Genomic DNA, 14,708 nt, shown 5'->3' on the forward strand with positions numbered 1-14,708 from the left:
GGTGTGGCGGGCCGGACCGCAGTCGGTACGACGGCGGCCGGGATGTGCGCGTGGGGTCAGGTGGTGGTGGCCCGGTTGCGGGCGAGGAACTGGGTGAGGCTGCCGAACTGCACCTGCTGGACCAGGACGGCGGCGACGATGATGCCGCCCTTGACCATGTTCTGGGCCTCGGCGGACAGGTTGTTGATGGCGAACAGGTTGGTGATGGTGGAGAAGATGATCACCCCGAGCAGGGAACCGATGATCGTTCCCCGCCCGCCGCTGAGCAGCGTGCCCCCGATGATCGCGGCGGCGATCGCGTCCAGCTCGTAGAGGTTGGCCATCGCCGCCTGCGCGGAGGTGGCCTGCGCGGTCAGCATGACCGCGGCGATGCCGCAGCACAGACCGGACAGCGCGTAGAGCATCACGGTGTGCCGGCGGACGTTGATGCCGGCCAGCCGGGCCGCCTCCGGATTGCCGCCGACCGCCACCGTACGGCGGCCGAACGTGGTCCGGTTCAACAGCACCCAGCCGGCCGCCACCACCGCCACCAGGATGTAGACCAGCAGCGGGATGCCGAGCACGTTCGTGCTGGCGATGCCGTTGATGAACGTGTTGCCCGACACCTGGGTCTGCTTGTCGGAGATCTCCGCCGCCAACCCTCGGGCGGCGACGAGCATGGCGAGCGTGGCGATGAACGGCACCAGCCGCCCGTACGAGACGAGCAGCCCGTTCACCACGCCGACGGCGAGCCCGACGGTGAGCGCCGTGAAGATCATGCCGCCCGCGCCGTAGCTCTGCGTGGCGACAGTGGTGCACCAGACCCCGGCGAGCGCGACGATCGCGCCGACCGACAGGTCGATGCCACCGCCGATGATCACGAAGGTCATGCCGACGGTGACCACACCGACCACCGAGGCGAGCTTGAGGATGGTGAGCGTGTTGCCCCACACCCAGTTCGGGTCACCGTAGAGGTCGGGGCGGGTCAGGATGCCGATGACCACGAGCACGACCAGCGTGGCGAGCAGGCCGAGGTTGCGCTTGACGCCCTCCCCGCCGTCGCCGCGCCACCAGGAGAGCTTCGCCGGCGCGCCGACCTTGGCGGTCTGCGCCCGCTCCACCGGCGGCGACTGCGCGGGCAGCGAGGATTCTCTGACATCGCTCATGCCGGTGCGCCTTCCATGAGGGACCCCGCCATGACGAGGTCGAGCACGGTGTTCTCGTCCAGTTCGCCGGCCGGGGCCTCGCGGACCACCCGGCCCTCCCGCATCACCAGCACCCGGTCGGCCAGGCCCAGCACCTCGGGCACCTCGCTGGAGACCAGCAGCACCCCGACGCCACGGGCGGCCAGATCGCGGATCACCTGGTACAGCTCGGCGCGGGCGCCCACGTCCACGCCCCGGGTCGGCTCGTCGAGCAGCAGCAGCCGGGTGTCCCCGAGCAGCCACCGTCCGACCACCACCTTCTGCTGGTTGCCGCCGGACAGCGTGCGCACCGGCCGCCGTACGTCCCGGGGCCGCAGCTCCAGCGACGCGGCGATCCGGTCCGCCTCGGCGCGTTCGCGTCCGGCGTCTGTGAAGCCGAGGCGGGCGTACCGGCTGAACGTGGCGAGCGTGACGTTGCGGTAGATCGGCTCGCCCAGCAGCAGCGCCTGGCTCTTGCGCTCCTCCGGCGCCATGCCCATCCCGGCCCGTACCGCCGCGCCCACACTGCCGGGCCGCAACGCACGGCCGTCCACCCGGACCGTCCCGGCGTGCGCCCGGCGCGCGCCGAAGATGGTCTCCAGCAGCTCCGAGCGGCCGGAACCGACCAGCCCGGCGATGCCGACGATCTCCCCCGCCCGGACCCCGAGCGAGACGTCGGCGAACTCGCCGTGCCGGGTCAGCCCCTCCACCCGCAGCAGTTCCGCGCCACCCCCGTGGTCGGCCGGGCGCTGCGGGAAGACGTACTCGATGGTCCGCCCGGTCATCCGAGCGACCAGGTCGCGGGTCGGTGTCTCGCGGGCCGGCAGGCTCGCCGCCGTGGTCCGGCCGTCCTTGAGTACGGTGACCCGGTCGCCGATCTCGCGGATCTCCTCCAGCCGGTGCGAGATGTAGATGACCGCGATGCCCTGCGCGGTGAGTTCCCGGATGATCCGGAACAGGTTCGCCACCTCGTCGTGGGCCAGCACCGCGCTCGGCTCGTCCATGATGATCAGCCGGGCCTCGTGGGACAGCGCCCGGGCCATGCTGACGATCTGCTTGCCCGCCGCGGGCAGGTGCCGCACCAGCCGTCCCGGCGGGATCTCCGGGTGGCCGAGCCGGGCCAGGATCTGCCGCGTACGCCGGGCCATGTGCCCGCGCCGGACGAAGCCGAACCGGCGCGGCTCGTGACCCAGGAACGCGTTCTCCGCCACCGACAGGTCGTCGACCAGGTCGAGTTCCTGGTAGATGGTGGCGATGCCGGCGCGCATGGCGGCCTGTGGATCGGCGAACGACGCCGCCTCGCCGCGCCAGACGACCTCGCCGGAGTCCGGCCGGTGCACCCCGGCCAGCACCTTGATGAGCGTGGACTTGCCGGCGCCGTTCTGCCCCAGCAGGCAGTGCACCTCGCCGGCCCGCACCTCCAGTTGCACGCCGTCGAGCGCGCGTACCCCCGGGAACGTCTTGACCACGTCGGTGAGGCGCAGGACCACCTCGCCCGCGACGGCGTCGGCGGGCGCCTCGACCAGTGGTTCTCCGATCTCGCTCACGCTGCACCGCCCTTCGTTCGCGACTGCGGGGCTCGCAGGACCGGCTCACTCCTCGCGCTCACGCTGCCTCCCCGAACGCGAGGTCACTCGCCAGCACGGCGGCGCCGGCGACGCCGGCGCGCGGGCCCAGCTCGGACAGGACGACCGGCAGGTTGCCGGTGGCCAGCGGCAGCGAGCGGCGGTAGACCACGCTGCGGATCTCGGCGAGCAGGATGTGGCCGAGCTGGGCGAGCCCGCCGCCGATGACGATCATCGACGGGTTGGTGAAGCTGACCAGCCCGGCCAGCACGCTGCCGACCCGCCGGCCGCCGTCGCGGATGAGCTGGATGCAGGTGACGTCCCCCTCGATCGCCCCCTGCGCCACGTCCAGCGCGGTCACCACACCCCGGGCGGCCAGCCGCTCGGCCAGTGCCGGGGACACCTCGGTGCGGGCCGCGACTGTCGCCTCCCGGGCCAGCGCGGCGCCGCTGAACACGGCCTCCAGGCAGCCGACGTTGCCGCAGCTGCACATCGGACCGTTCGGGTCGACCTGGATGTGGCCGATGTCCCCGGCGCAGCCGTCGGTGCCCCGGTAGACCTCGCCGTGCAGGTAGATGCCGCAGCCGATGCCGGTGCCGATCTTGATGAAGAGGAAGTCGTCGACGGAGTGGGCCACGCCGCCGTGCCGCTCCCCGATCGCCATGATGTTGACGTCGTTGTCGACCACGGCCGGGCAGCCGTGCTCGCGGGTGAGCAGCTCGCGGACCGGGAACCGGTCCCACCCCGGCATAATCGGCGGGGAGACCGGCACGCCGTCGCGGAAGCTCACCGGCCCCGGAACGCCGATGCCCACCGCGTCGAGCCGCTCGTACGCGCCGTCCACCTCGGCCTTGTGCAGCAGCTCGTTCACCCGCTGGAGCGTCACCTTCGGGCCGGAGCGGATGTCGGCGACCTCGGTGTAGGCGGCCACCGTCTCCAGCCGGCCGTTGACCACCTCCACGTCGATCGAGCTGGCGCCCAGGTCGACGGCGGCGAACCGCAGGTGCGGGCTCAGCTCGACGAGTGTGGAACGCCGGCCGCCACGGGAGGCGGCGAGCCCGGCCTCGGCGACGTACCCGAGGGAGACGAGGCGTTCCAGCTCGGCGAGCAGGCGCGGGCGGGGCATCTGGAGCCGGTCGCCGAGTTCGGCGCGGGACACCGCGCCCTCGTCCCGGAGCAGCCGCAGAAGCCGTACGTGCAGGGGGTCGACCGTCCGCACCGGCAGTCACCTCCGCATCGGAAGTCCGTCACATCGACGGCGGCGATGTGTGTTGTGTCCGACACAGTAGGAGCCTTCCGGGCCGCATGTCCATAGCTTCGGCACGTCTGATGCAAACTTTTGTCCATACGAACAAAAGCGAGTTTCGGATCATGAAAACGCGCCGCCCTGCCCGGGGTTCTTCCGGGCGGGGCGGCGCGTTCTCGGGTCGGATGCGTTCTCGGGATCGGACGCTCTCCCGGGTCAGCGGGAGGGCGCGCGGCCCTTCTTGCGCAGCTTGCGGTCGTCGCGCAGCTCGACGTAGGGCTCCTCGTCGGCCGGGTGCCCGGCGGCGATGGCGCGGCTGCGCTCCAACTCGGCGTCGAACTCCGCGCCCAGCAGGATGGCGACGTTGCTCAGCCACAGCCACACCAGGAAGATGATCACGCCGGCCACCGCGCCGTACGTCTTGTTGTACGAGCCGAAGTTGCTGACGTAGAGCGCGAACAGGCCGGACACCACCAGCCAGAGCACCACCGCGAGCACGCCACCGGGGCTGACCCAGCGGAAACCGCCGTGCCGGGCGTTCGGCGAGGCCCAGTAGAGGATCGCGAACATCAAGCTCACCAGCACCAGCAGCACCGGCCACTTGGCGATGTTCCACACGGTCACGGCGGTCTCGCCGAGCCCGATCGCGTTTCCCGCCTGCTCGGCCAGCCCACCGGTGAACACCACGATCACGGCGCTGATCAGCAGCATCACGCCGATCACCGCAGTCACGCCGAGGCGTACCGGCAGCGTCTTCCAGATCGGCCGTCCCTCCGGCACGTCGTAGATGCTGTTCGAGGCGCGCATGAACGCGGCGACGTAGCCGGAGGCCGACCAGAACGCCGCCACCAGACCGATGATCGCCGCGATGCTCGCCAGCCCGCCGGACTGGCCGGCCTGGTCGATCGCGCTCTCGATGATGCGGCGGATGTTCTCCTCCGGCACCGCCTGCCCGACGGTGTCCCGTACCCCCTCGGTGGCCCGGTCGCCGAGCAGGCCGAGGACCGAGATCAGCACCAGTACGCCCGGGAAGATGGAGAGCACCCCGTAGTAGGTGAGCGCCGCGGCCCAGTCGGTGAGGCTGTCGTCCTGGAACTCCCGGACGGTCCGCTTGAGGGTCGCCATCCAGCCGGTGGCCGACAGGTCGGCCGGGCTGTCCGGCCCGTCGTCCGGCCCCACCGGCCCGGTGCGCTTCCGCCCGCCGGGCCGGTCCTGCCCAGCGGGGACGTCGTCGCGCGCAGCGGGGGCGTCGTCGCGGGTGTCGTCGTGGACGTCGTGGGCGTCGTCGCGGGCGGCCATGGCACCTCCTCGTCGTCATGTCGTCCCGCACGACATGCCCTGACGAGGGCAGCGATAACCACCGCACCCGCAAACCGACCACTCGGCCGCCGCCGGCCGGTTCCCGCCCACTTCTCGGCTCTCACATTCCCGGCCGTGCCCTGCCGCCGCCTTCCGCCCGCACTCACCGGTGTCGCCGCTGCCCGCGCTCCACTGCCCGCGCCCTGCCGCCCGCCTCTCCGTCGGCACCTTCCACCCCTCGCCGCCTCTGCTCTGCAGCCACTCGCGCGACGGACACGCTCCGTAACCAGATGCGCCGATGGATGCAGAGCAAAGGAGGCGGGGCAACCCTTCCCTCGGCGCACCACCGCACTCCCGCCCGAGCACTCGACGAGCCGTCGTTCGCCGCGACCGCCGATCGCCGACATCTCGACGACCGTCACGACGAGTGGAACTCCATGGGTGTCAAACAGGGCCGGAGGCACCCATGGTGTTCCACTCATCAAGTAATCGACCACCGACGGCCCAGGGGGCAGGCGCGCGAGCGAGGCGTGCCAATAGGCGGCGCGCCGAAGTGGCGACGCGGGCGCGCCCCGATGCCACCACCTCGGCGAAGTAACGTCGACCATGGAAATGCGAGACGGCGGACACGCTGCCCGGACATTTCCCGCCCGGGACGAGCGTGGCGGTACGAGCGCGCGCAACCCGGCGCGAGCCGGTGCGACGAGCGTCGCGCGCGCGAGCCGCCGCGGAATACACACCCGCCTCAGTGGACACGTTGCGTGACGACAAGCATCCCGGGCGCGCCCATCTTCATCGTTGTAAGCGATATCGCGAGAGAGCCGAGCGAGACCGCCTCCCGACATCGCGAAACAGTTTCAAGAAATATGTGACACGAGTGAGCGAACCTCCATTCCGTCACTCATTGCAATCACGATCGGCAATGTTCCCAACCTGCGCGCTATTCGCGTATCGTGCCCCCTCGTGCCGCCCGTTCGCCCCTCCGACGCGACTCCCCCCAAACCCCGGCCGCCGTCCGGCGGACGACCGGGGTCCGACGTGGACGCCGAGGTGGTGTCGCTGCCGCCGGACGAGGGAAGCGTCGGCGGACCCGAGTGGGCCGACGACGGGCCGGGCGAGACGCTCCACCACAGCCGAGCCGACCACCACCCGGCAGACGAACGCCGCACTCCGGCCGAGCAACGCACCCGGGGCGAGGCCCGGACCCTGGACGACAGCGAGACCCACGCCCCGGGCGAGACCGAGAGTCACAGGGAGCCGACCCCGGAACAGGCCCACCAGGACGCCCGCGAACTGGCCGCCCGGTTCGAGGAGGAGAAGCCGGGGCGGGTGCTCGCCGGACCGGTCGGTGTTCTCTTCACCGGCATCACCGTCGCGGTCGGGCTGCTGACGCTCTGGCAGGTGTTCTTCCCGCTGGCTCAGGGCAGCAAGTACTACCTGATCTTCTTCCTGGCCGGCGTACTGCCGGTGGTGTTCCTCGCGTACCCCTCGGGGGTGCGGCTGCGGCGCGCCGGGGCCGACGCGGACAACCGGCGCGGGCCCACGCCGGTGGACTGGCTGCTGGCCCTCGCGGCGCTCGTGGTCTGCCTCTACCCGGTGCTGCCGGTCACCATCGGCGCCGGTGGCGGCGGGTACGACGCCTTCCTCGACCGGCAGGGCCTGCTGGATCCGCTGGACGTGGCGTTCGGCACCGGGCTGCTGCTCCTGCTGCTGGAGGCCTGCCGGCGTACCACCGGATGGATCCTGCCGGCGGTCTGCGTGCTGTTCCTGGGGTACGGCTACTACGGCGGGCTGCTGCCACAGGCCTGGCCGGTGGCGCACGCGGGACTCGACTTCGGGCAGCTCGTCGACGCGTTCTACAACTCCGACAGCGGCTTCTACGGCACCCCGCTGGACGTGGCCGCCTCGTACATCGTGCTGTTCACGATCTACGGCGCCGTGCTCGACCTGTCCGGCGCGGGCCGGTTCTTCGTGGAGTTGTCCGCCGCCGCGTTCCGCCGCTCCCGCACGGCCGCCGGGCGCACCGCCGTCGCCTCGGGTTTCCTGCTCGGCACCGTCTCCGGCTCCGGCGCCGCCACCACCGTCAGCATCGGCGCGGTGACCTGGCCGATCCTGCGCCGCGCCGGCTACCCGGCCGAACGGGCGGGCGGCATGCTCGCCGCCGCGGGTGTGGGGGCGATCCTGTCGCCGCCGACGCTCGGCGCCGCCGCGTTCATCATCGCCGAGTACCTGGGCGTGTCGTACCTCCAGGTGCTCGGCTGGGCCACGGTGCCGACGATCCTCTACTACCTGGGCATCCTGCTCTCCGTCGAGATCGACGCCCGGCGCTCCGGCGTGCGGCCGGTGGTCATCGACACCGGCTCGGCGTGGCGGCTGCTGGCCCGCTTCGGCTACCACTTCCTCTCGCTCTTCGTGATCATCGTGGTGCTGGCGCTCGGCGCGTCGGCGATGCGCGCGGTGGTCGTCGCCACCGCGATCGCGGCCGTGCTGTCCTTCCTGGACCGCCGGCACCGCCTCACGCCGGCCCGGCTGGTGGCCGCGCTGCGCGACGGCGTACGCGGGGTGCTCGCGGTGAGCGCCGTCTGCGCCGCGGCCGGCATCATCACCGCCACCACCACGAAGACCGGTCTCGGGCCGCAGGCCGCCGCGCTGCTGATCGACGGCGCGCAGGCGGTCAGCTCGGAGCCGGCCGTGGTGCTGGCGCTGACCGCGGTGCTCGCCGCCGTCGCGCTGAGCCTGCTGGGTCTCGCGGTTCCGGTCACCGCCTCGTTCGTCATCGGCTGGGTGATCATCGGCCCGGCGCTGCTCAACCTGGGCGTCGAGGCGCCCGCCGCGGCCATGTTCGTCTTCTACTTCGCGGTGCTGTCCGAGGTCTCGCCGCCGACCGCGCTGGCCGCGGTCGCCGCCGCCGCGGTCACCGGCGGCCGGCTGGTGCCGACCATGTGGCAGACCCTGCGGTACGCGCTGCCGGCGTACCTGATCCCGCTGGCCTTCGTGATCACGCCGACCGGTCTCGGGCTGCTCGGCATCGGCGGGCCCGGGCGGATCGTCACGGCCGCCCTGGTGTCGGCGCTGGGCGTGGCGGTGCTGGCGGTCGCGGCCGGCGGCTGGCTGCCCGGTGTGGGCCCGGCCGGCGTGCCGGAGCGGATCGTCGGCGCGATCGCCGGGCTGGTGCTGCTCTGGCTGGAACCGCTGCCCATGGCGATCGGCGCGGCGCTCGCCGCGCTCGCGGTCGCGGGCGTGTACGTCCGACGTGGCGCCGCCGGGCACGCCGGCCGCCCGGCGGTCGAAGAATCCGTGGACCTTGGGGAGGAGAGAGAGTGGGACGGATCGACGCGAGGATAGTGGCGGGTGTCGGGGCACTCGTCCTGGTCGCCGCCGGTGCCGCCGGCTGCGGGGGCCGTCAGGACGGCGCGGCGAAGGACGACGCCGCCCGCGAGGTCAGCTGCAAGGTCACCAAGGACACCCGGGTCGGCATCGCCACCGGCAACGCCACGGGCGTCTACTACGTGGTCGGCAACGCGCTCGCCGGTGAGCTGAGCAAGACCACCGACGGGAAGCTCACCGGGACGGCCGCCGAGACCGGCGCCTCGGTGCAGAACGTTGAGCAGCTCGTCGCCGGCCAGTACGACGTGGCGTTCTCGCTGTTCGACACCGCTGTCAACGCGGTGCAGGGCAAGGGGAGCTTCACCGCGCCGCAGCCAGTCAAGGCGCTGGCCCGGATCTACGACAACTACACGCAGGTGGTGGTCCGCGCCGACGCGGGGATCACGTCGGTGGCCGACATGAAGGGCAAGAAGATCTCCACCGGCTCGCCCAAGTCCGGTACCGAGGTCATCGCCAACCGGCTGCTCACCGCCGCCGGGCTGGACCCGGCCAAGGACATCCAGGCGCAGCGGCTGGACCTCACCAAGACCGTCGACGGCATGAAGGACGGCAGCATCGACGGCTTCTTCTGGTCCGGCGGCGTGCCGACCGGCGGGGTCACCGACCTGTTCACCACGTCCGGCGACAAGGTGAAGTTCGTCGACATCAGCCCGCTGCTGCCGAAGATGGCCGAGCTGAACCCGGCGTACCAGGCGGGCACCATCGGCAAGGACGTCTACCGGACCCCGGCCGACGTGCCCACCATCGTGGTGCCGAACGTGCTGCTGGTGCGGGACAACCTCGACGCCGACGTGGCCTGCGCGATCACCCGGACGGTCTTCGACTCCAAGGATGCCCTGGCCCAGGCGAACCCGGCGGCGAAGGGCATCGAGCTGGGCAACGCCCGCAAGACCGATCCGGTGCCGCTGCACCGGGGCGCGGAGCGGGCGCTGAGCGACCTCGGCGCGAGCTGACCCGAACGGGCCGGGCCCGGACGCGCGTCCGGGCCCGGCCCACCGACCCGACCCGGAGACCCCCGTGCCGCTGCCCCACCCGGCCCGCGTACGCCGGCATCACCGCTCCGCGGACCGCACCGGACGCCTCCGCTCGGTCCGCGTCCAACTGCTGGCGCCGATCCTGGTGGCCACCGCCGGCCTGGTCGTGCTGGGGGCGGCGCAGACCGACGCCGCGCTCGACGCGTCCGCCGACGCCGACCGGGCCCGCGTGCTGGCCGGCACCGCCACCGCGACCGTACGGCTGGTGCACGAGCTGGAGCGCGAACTGGGCGAGACGGCCGCGTTGCGCCAGCGCGGCGGTACGTCCGGCCGCCCGCTCGTGGACGCGCAGCGCCGCCGGGTGGACACGGCGGTGGACCGCTACCGCTCGGCGCAGGGTGACGCGCGTAGGGCCGCCCCGAATCTGGCCGGGGTGCTGGACGACGCGCGGGGGCGCCTGGAGCAGCTCTCGCCGACCCGGGACCTGGCGCTGGCCGGTGAGCGCGGCGACCCGGCGTACGTGTCGCTGGTGGAGTCGCTGCTCGCGGTCGCGGACGCGCTGCCGAGCCAGCTCCGCGACGCCGAGCTGGCCAACCAGGCGCGCGAGGTGGCCGCGGTGGCCGCCCAGGAGCACCTGTCCGCGCTGGAGCGCGACCTGCTGCGGGCGGTGTTCGTCCGGGGTGGACTGCAGAGCGGCGAACTGGCCCGGCTGGGCCGGCTGCGGGGTGCCCGGGAGCAGCGGCAGGCCGAGTTCCTGCGGATCGCCTCCGCACCGGCGAACAGGGCCTGGTACCGGCTGGTCGACGGCACCGACGTGAACACTGCCCGCCGGATACGTGACGCCGTGCTCGACTCCGACGGCGCGCCGGGCACGGTGAAGACCGACGGTGACGCCTGGTACGTGGCGCAGAGCGGCGCGATCCGCCGGTACAACCTGCTCGGCCGGGACCTGTCCGACGGGCTGGACCGGGACGCGGCTGACCTGGCCGGGGCGGCCCGGCTGCGTGCGGTGCTCACCGCCGGGGCGACGAGCACAGTCGCGCTCGGCTCGCTCGTCACCGCCGTGCTGCTGGCGGTCCGCACCAGCCGCCGGTTGCGCCGGCTGCGGGTGGCCGCGCTCACCATGGCCAACCGGGAACTGCCGGAGCGGATCACCGCGATCGCGGCGGGCGAGCGGACCCCGGCGGAGGGCCCGGCGACCCGGATAACCGACGGGATCCGCCGGGGCCGGGACGAGGTGGCGCAGGTCGCGGAGGCGTTCGACACGGTGAACCGGGCCGCGTTGCGGCTGGCCGGGCAGCAGGCCGAGTTGCGGCTGGACGTGACCCGGATGGCGGAGGCGCTGGCCCGGCGCATCCGTACGCTCATCACCCGGCAGCTACGGCTGCTCGACGACTTCGAGCGCGAGGAGACCGACCCGGACGCGCTGGCCCGTCTGTTCGCGCTGGACCACCTCGCCGCCCGGTTGCGCCGCAACGGCGAGAACCTGCTGGTGCTGGCCGGTGGTGAGCCCGGCCGCGGGCACGAGGGCGCGTTGCTGCTGGACGACGTGGTCCGGGCGGCGGCCTCCGAGATCGAGGACTACCCGCGGGTGGAGATCGACGTGCCGACCGCGGCGGTGCACGGCACGGCGGCCGGCAATCTGGTGCACCTGCTGGCGGAGCTGCTGGAGAACGCGACCGTCTACTCGCCACCCGAGGCCCGGGTGCTCGTCGACGGCCGGCGCACCGTCGACGGGCTGATGCTGCGCGTCCACGACCAGGGCATCGGCGTCAGCGAGAGCCGGCTGGCCGAGATCAACGAGCGGCTGGCCGCGCCGGCCATGCTGTCCAGCGCCGCGGCGGGCAGCATGGGCCTGCACGTGGTGGCCCACCTGGCCGCCCGGCACGGGATCCGGGTGCAGTTGCACAACCCGGGCACCGGCACTGTGGCGCAGGTCGACGTACCGGAATCGGTGCTGACCCGGGTCGAGTCGGTGGCGTCGCGGCCGGCCGCGGAGCGGCGACCGCGCGCGGCGGCCTGGTTCAAGTCCGGGCCCGCCGGACGGCCGGCGGCCGGCGGCCGCAGCCTCGTCACCAGCGCCACGACCGTCGGCCCGGTGCGCGGCGTCGCCGCCGTCCGCACGCCCGGAGGCGCGTTGCTGGCGCCGAGCACGGCGCGGATCCGGCCGGTGAGTGTGCCGCCGACGCCCGTCCCGACCACCGCCGCCGGGCTGCCCCGGCGGCAGGTGGGCGGCCACCTGCCCGAGCCGATGCCGGACGCCACCGCGCCGCCGCCGGCCATCGACCTGCTGGACCCCGAAGTGGTACGTGCCCGGCTGTCCGCCCTCGCCGAGGGGGTGGCCAGCGCGACCCGCCGTGCCCCGAACACCACCACACCCAACGGGAGAAGAGCATGACCTCACCGTCCTCCGCCGGCCTGGACTGGCTGCTGGCGAACTTCGCCGAGCAGGTGCCGGACGTCTCGCACGCGCTCGCGGTCTCCGAGGACGGGTTGCGGCTGGCGTCCTCGCCGGACCTCGCCCCCGACCAGGTCGACCAGCTCGCGGCGGTGATCAGCGGGCTGGCGAGCCTGACCGTGGGCGCGGCCCGGCTGATGTCGGCCGGCCGGGTACGCCAGCAGATCGTCGACATGGACGGCGGGGTGATGCTGGTGATGGCGGTGGGTGAGCGGGCGCTGCTCGGCGTGCTCGCCGCGCCCGGCTGCGACCTGGGCCAGATCGGCTACGAGACGGCGACGCTGGTGCAGCGGGTGGCGGAGGCGCTGGAACCGGCGGTCCGACGGTGACCGGCCGCCCGCTGCGGCTGCTGGCCGCGCTGATGACGGCGGTGCTGGTGGCCGGCTGCGCGGCCGAGGACTCCACCCCTGAGGTGTGGCACGGCGGGCGGATCTTCCTGGCCACCGGCAACACCACCGGTGTCTACTACCAGCTCGGTGGCGGGTACGCCGACCTGATCACCCGCCACCTGCCCGGGTACGAGGCGCGGGCGGAGCCGACCGGCGCGTCGGTGGAGAACATCACCCGGGTGGCGAGCGGCGACATGGAGATCGCGTTCAGCCTGGCCGACACGGCCGCGGACGCGGTCGACGGGCGCGGGGCGTTCGACAAGCAGCCGCAGCCGGTGCGGGCGCTGGCCCGGGTCTACAGCAACTACACGCACGTGATCGTCCGTGCCGACAGCAAGATCGGCAGCTTCGCCGACCTGCGCGGCAAGCGCATCTCCACCGGTTCGCCGAAGTCCGGCACCGACATCATCGCCGGGCGTCTGCTCACCGCCGGTGGCATCGACCCGAACCGGGACATCCAGCGGTTCAACCTGTCGCTGCCGGAGACGGTCAAGCGGATGCGTGCCAAGGGGCTGGACGCCATGTTCTTCTCCGGCGGTCTGCCCACACCGGGCGTCAAGGACCTGCTCTCCTCCGCGCCCGGCACGTTCCGGCTGCTGCCGCTCGACGAGCTGATCGAGCCGTTGAGCGCCCGCTTCGGCGCGGTCTACACCACGGCGACGCTGCCGAAGGAGGTCTACGGCACGCCCGCGCCGACGCCGACGATCACCGTGGCGAACGTGATCCTGGTGGCGGCGGACATGCCCGAGCAGCTCGCGTACGACCTGACCCGGGTGCTGTTCACCTGGCAGGGCGAGCTGATCCAGGTGCACCCGGAGGCGGCGAACTTCAACCGGTCCAGCGCCGCGGCGACCCGGCCGATCCCGCTGCACCCGGGCGCGCAGCGGTTCTACCGCACCGGCTGAGCGCGGGATTGTGCCGCCTCGGCCCGAGCCGGGGCGGCGCCGCGCCCGCTACGGCGTCCAGTCGCGCCGCAGCAGGCCGTAGATCACCAGGTCGGTGAAGCCGTCGCCGTCGTACTCGCGGTCCCGCTGGGTGCCCTCGTGGACGAACCCGCACCTCTCGGCGGTGCGCCGCATGGCCGTGTTGCCGGCGAGCGTCTCGATCTCCAGCCGGCGCAGGTTGCGGTTGCGGAACCCGTACCGGCAGAGCAGCCGGATCACCTCGGTGCCGTAGCCCTGGCCGCGCGCCTCCGGCAGCAGCGTGATGCCGAGGTGGGCGTACCCGTTGAAGGCGTTGATGCCCCAGAGCACGCCGGTGCCGAGGAACGTGCCGTCGGCGACGGTCTCGGCCAGCAGCGACACCGGAGCGGCGGCCTCCGGCTGCTCGGCGGCACGCTTCTCCAGCCGGGCCCGGACCTGCCCGACGTGGTGCGGCAGGAACGGCTCGTCGTCGGTGACCAGGTGCAGCTCCGGGTCGCTGTGCAGCCGGAACATGTCCGGCGCGTCGTCGGGGGTGGGCGTACGCAGACGGACCCGGTCGGTGGCGAACATGCCGCGACGCTAACAGCCGGTCCGCAGCCACTCGACCGGATTATCCGGCCGCCGCCGGGCGCCCCACATGCCTAAACTAAAGACTTAGCTAACCCAGGAGGTCGCGCCATGTCGGCTGAGGCTGTGCACTACAACATGCATGACGCCAAGACCCACCTGTCGCGCATCATCGAGCGGGTGGAACGCGGCGAAGAGATCATCATCGACCGGGCGGGCACCCCCGTGGCGAAGGTCGTGCCGCTCGTGCGCCGCGCCAACCGCACGGCGGTCGGCTCCCTCGCCGGGCAGGTGGACCTCTCCGGTGACTGGGACTCGCCACAGACCAACGCCGAGATCGCCGCCGACTTCGGGATCGGCGCATGACCCTGCTGCTGGACACCCACGTCGCACTCTGGGCCATCACCGGCGACGCCACCCTCGGCGTCGAGTTCCTCGACCGGCTACGCCACGACCCCGATGTCTTCCTCTCCCCGGTCAGCCTCTGGGAGATCACCATCAAGCAGCTTGCGGGAAAGCTCTCCGGTCCTCCCGACCTCGCGGAACGGGTGCGGGACATGGGGTTCCGTGAACTGCCGGTGACCCACGACCACGCCATCACCGCAGGCCGCCTGCCGCCGCATCACCGGGATCCCTTCGACCGGATGCTGGTGGCGCAGGCGATCACGGAGAACCTGACCCTGGCCACCCGCGACGCCTCCATCCCGCTCTACGAGGTCGACGTCCTCAAGGTGTAG

The 14,708-nt window shown here is 72.7% G+C and carries 12 protein-coding genes; 7 read left to right on the forward strand and 5 right to left on the reverse strand.

Annotated elements, in window-relative coordinates; all coding sequences use genetic code 11:
- Nucleotides 1-56 precede the first annotated feature (56 nt).
- The 4 genes from EAD96_RS10185 to EAD96_RS10200 all read right to left on the reverse strand — a co-directional run bounded on the left by EAD96_RS10185 (nucleotide 57) and on the right by EAD96_RS10200 (nucleotide 5,273).
- The gene (locus EAD96_RS10185; RefSeq protein WP_121684096.1) at nucleotides 57-1,145 is read right to left on the reverse strand and encodes an ABC transporter permease; all 1,089 of its coding nucleotides are present in this window, start codon (nucleotides 1,143-1,145) and stop codon (nucleotides 57-59) included.
- A complete protein-coding gene (locus EAD96_RS10190) occupies nucleotides 1,142-2,710 on the reverse strand; it encodes a sugar ABC transporter ATP-binding protein (RefSeq protein WP_120568551.1) in 1,569 nt (522 codons plus the stop codon). The genes EAD96_RS10185 and EAD96_RS10190 overlap by 4 nt, the downstream gene beginning before the upstream one ends.
- 58 nt (nucleotides 2,711-2,768) lie before the next feature.
- On the reverse strand, nucleotides 2,769-3,947 hold the full coding sequence (locus EAD96_RS10195) for an ROK family protein (protein ID WP_121684097.1): 1,179 nt from the start codon (nucleotides 3,945-3,947) through the stop codon (nucleotides 2,769-2,771).
- 243 nt (nucleotides 3,948-4,190) lie between these two features.
- Entirely contained in the window at nucleotides 4,191-5,273 is a 1,083-nt protein-coding gene (locus EAD96_RS10200) for a YihY/virulence factor BrkB family protein (RefSeq protein ID WP_120568549.1), read from the reverse strand.
- Between the two features lie 1,038 nt (nucleotides 5,274-6,311).
- Here EAD96_RS10200 and EAD96_RS10205 point away from each other — a divergent pair.
- The 5 genes from EAD96_RS10205 (at nucleotide 6,312) to EAD96_RS10225 (ending at nucleotide 13,386) form a co-directional block, all read left to right on the forward strand.
- Complete coding sequence (locus EAD96_RS10205; RefSeq protein ID WP_121684098.1) at nucleotides 6,312-8,618, forward strand: TRAP transporter fused permease subunit; 2,307 nt, start codon at nucleotides 6,312-6,314, stop codon at nucleotides 8,616-8,618.
- Nucleotides 8,594-9,613, forward strand: a complete 1,020-nt coding sequence (locus tag EAD96_RS10210) for a TAXI family TRAP transporter solute-binding subunit (RefSeq protein ID WP_120568547.1) — start codon at nucleotides 8,594-8,596, stop codon at nucleotides 9,611-9,613. Before EAD96_RS10205 ends, EAD96_RS10210 begins: the two co-directional genes overlap by 25 nt.
- Before the next feature lie 64 nt (nucleotides 9,614-9,677).
- A complete protein-coding gene (locus EAD96_RS10215; RefSeq protein ID WP_121684099.1) occupies nucleotides 9,678-12,032 on the forward strand; it encodes a nitrate- and nitrite sensing domain-containing protein in 2,355 nt (784 codons plus the stop codon).
- Entirely contained in the window at nucleotides 12,029-12,421 is a 393-nt protein-coding gene (locus EAD96_RS10220) for a roadblock/LC7 domain-containing protein (protein ID WP_013475557.1), read from the forward strand. Before EAD96_RS10215 ends, EAD96_RS10220 begins: the two co-directional genes overlap by 4 nt.
- Nucleotides 12,418-13,386, forward strand: a complete 969-nt coding sequence (locus EAD96_RS10225) for a TAXI family TRAP transporter solute-binding subunit (protein WP_121684100.1) — start codon at nucleotides 12,418-12,420, stop codon at nucleotides 13,384-13,386. The genes EAD96_RS10220 and EAD96_RS10225 overlap by 4 nt, the downstream gene beginning before the upstream one ends.
- Nucleotides 13,387-13,434: 48 nt before the next feature.
- Here the strand turns inward: EAD96_RS10225 and EAD96_RS10230 are convergent, their stop codons facing one another.
- Nucleotides 13,435-13,974 (reverse strand): GNAT family N-acetyltransferase, encoded by a 540-nt coding sequence (locus tag EAD96_RS10230; RefSeq protein ID WP_013475555.1) that lies wholly within the window; start codon nucleotides 13,972-13,974, stop codon nucleotides 13,435-13,437.
- Nucleotides 13,975-14,082: 108 nt separating this feature from the next.
- On the opposite strand from EAD96_RS10230, the gene EAD96_RS10235 reads away from it, so the two are divergent.
- Nucleotides 14,083-14,337, forward strand: a complete 255-nt coding sequence (locus EAD96_RS10235; protein ID WP_013287924.1) for a type II toxin-antitoxin system Phd/YefM family antitoxin — start codon at nucleotides 14,083-14,085, stop codon at nucleotides 14,335-14,337.
- Nucleotides 14,334-14,708 (forward strand): type II toxin-antitoxin system VapC family toxin, encoded by a 375-nt coding sequence (locus EAD96_RS10240; protein WP_121684101.1) that lies wholly within the window; start codon nucleotides 14,334-14,336, stop codon nucleotides 14,706-14,708. Before EAD96_RS10235 ends, EAD96_RS10240 begins: the two co-directional genes overlap by 4 nt.

It is taken from the genome of Micromonospora sp. BL1 (assembly GCF_003667485.1).
Taxonomy (GTDB): Bacteria; Actinomycetota; Actinomycetes; order Mycobacteriales; family Micromonosporaceae; genus Micromonospora; species Micromonospora tulbaghiae.

What these genes read in the sequence shown, in the direction of transcription:
- EAD96_RS10185 (WP_121684096.1), bottom strand. Translation starts at nt 1,145, where the DNA reads ATGAGCGATGTCAGAGAATCCTCGCTGCCCGCGCAGTCGCCGCCGGTG.
- EAD96_RS10200 (WP_120568549.1), bottom strand. Translation starts at nt 5,273, where the DNA reads ATGGCCGCCCGCGACGACGCCCACGACGTCCACGACGACACCCGCGAC.
- EAD96_RS10220 (WP_013475557.1), top strand. Translation starts at nt 12,029, where the DNA reads ATGACCTCACCGTCCTCCGCCGGCCTGGACTGGCTGCTGGCGAACTTC.
- EAD96_RS10230 (WP_013475555.1), bottom strand. Translation starts at nt 13,974, where the DNA reads ATGTTCGCCACCGACCGGGTCCGTCTGCGTACGCCCACCCCCGACGAC.
- EAD96_RS10235 (WP_013287924.1), top strand. Translation starts at nt 14,083, where the DNA reads ATGTCGGCTGAGGCTGTGCACTACAACATGCATGACGCCAAGACCCAC.
- EAD96_RS10240 (WP_121684101.1), top strand. Translation starts at nt 14,334, where the DNA reads ATGACCCTGCTGCTGGACACCCACGTCGCACTCTGGGCCATCACCGGC.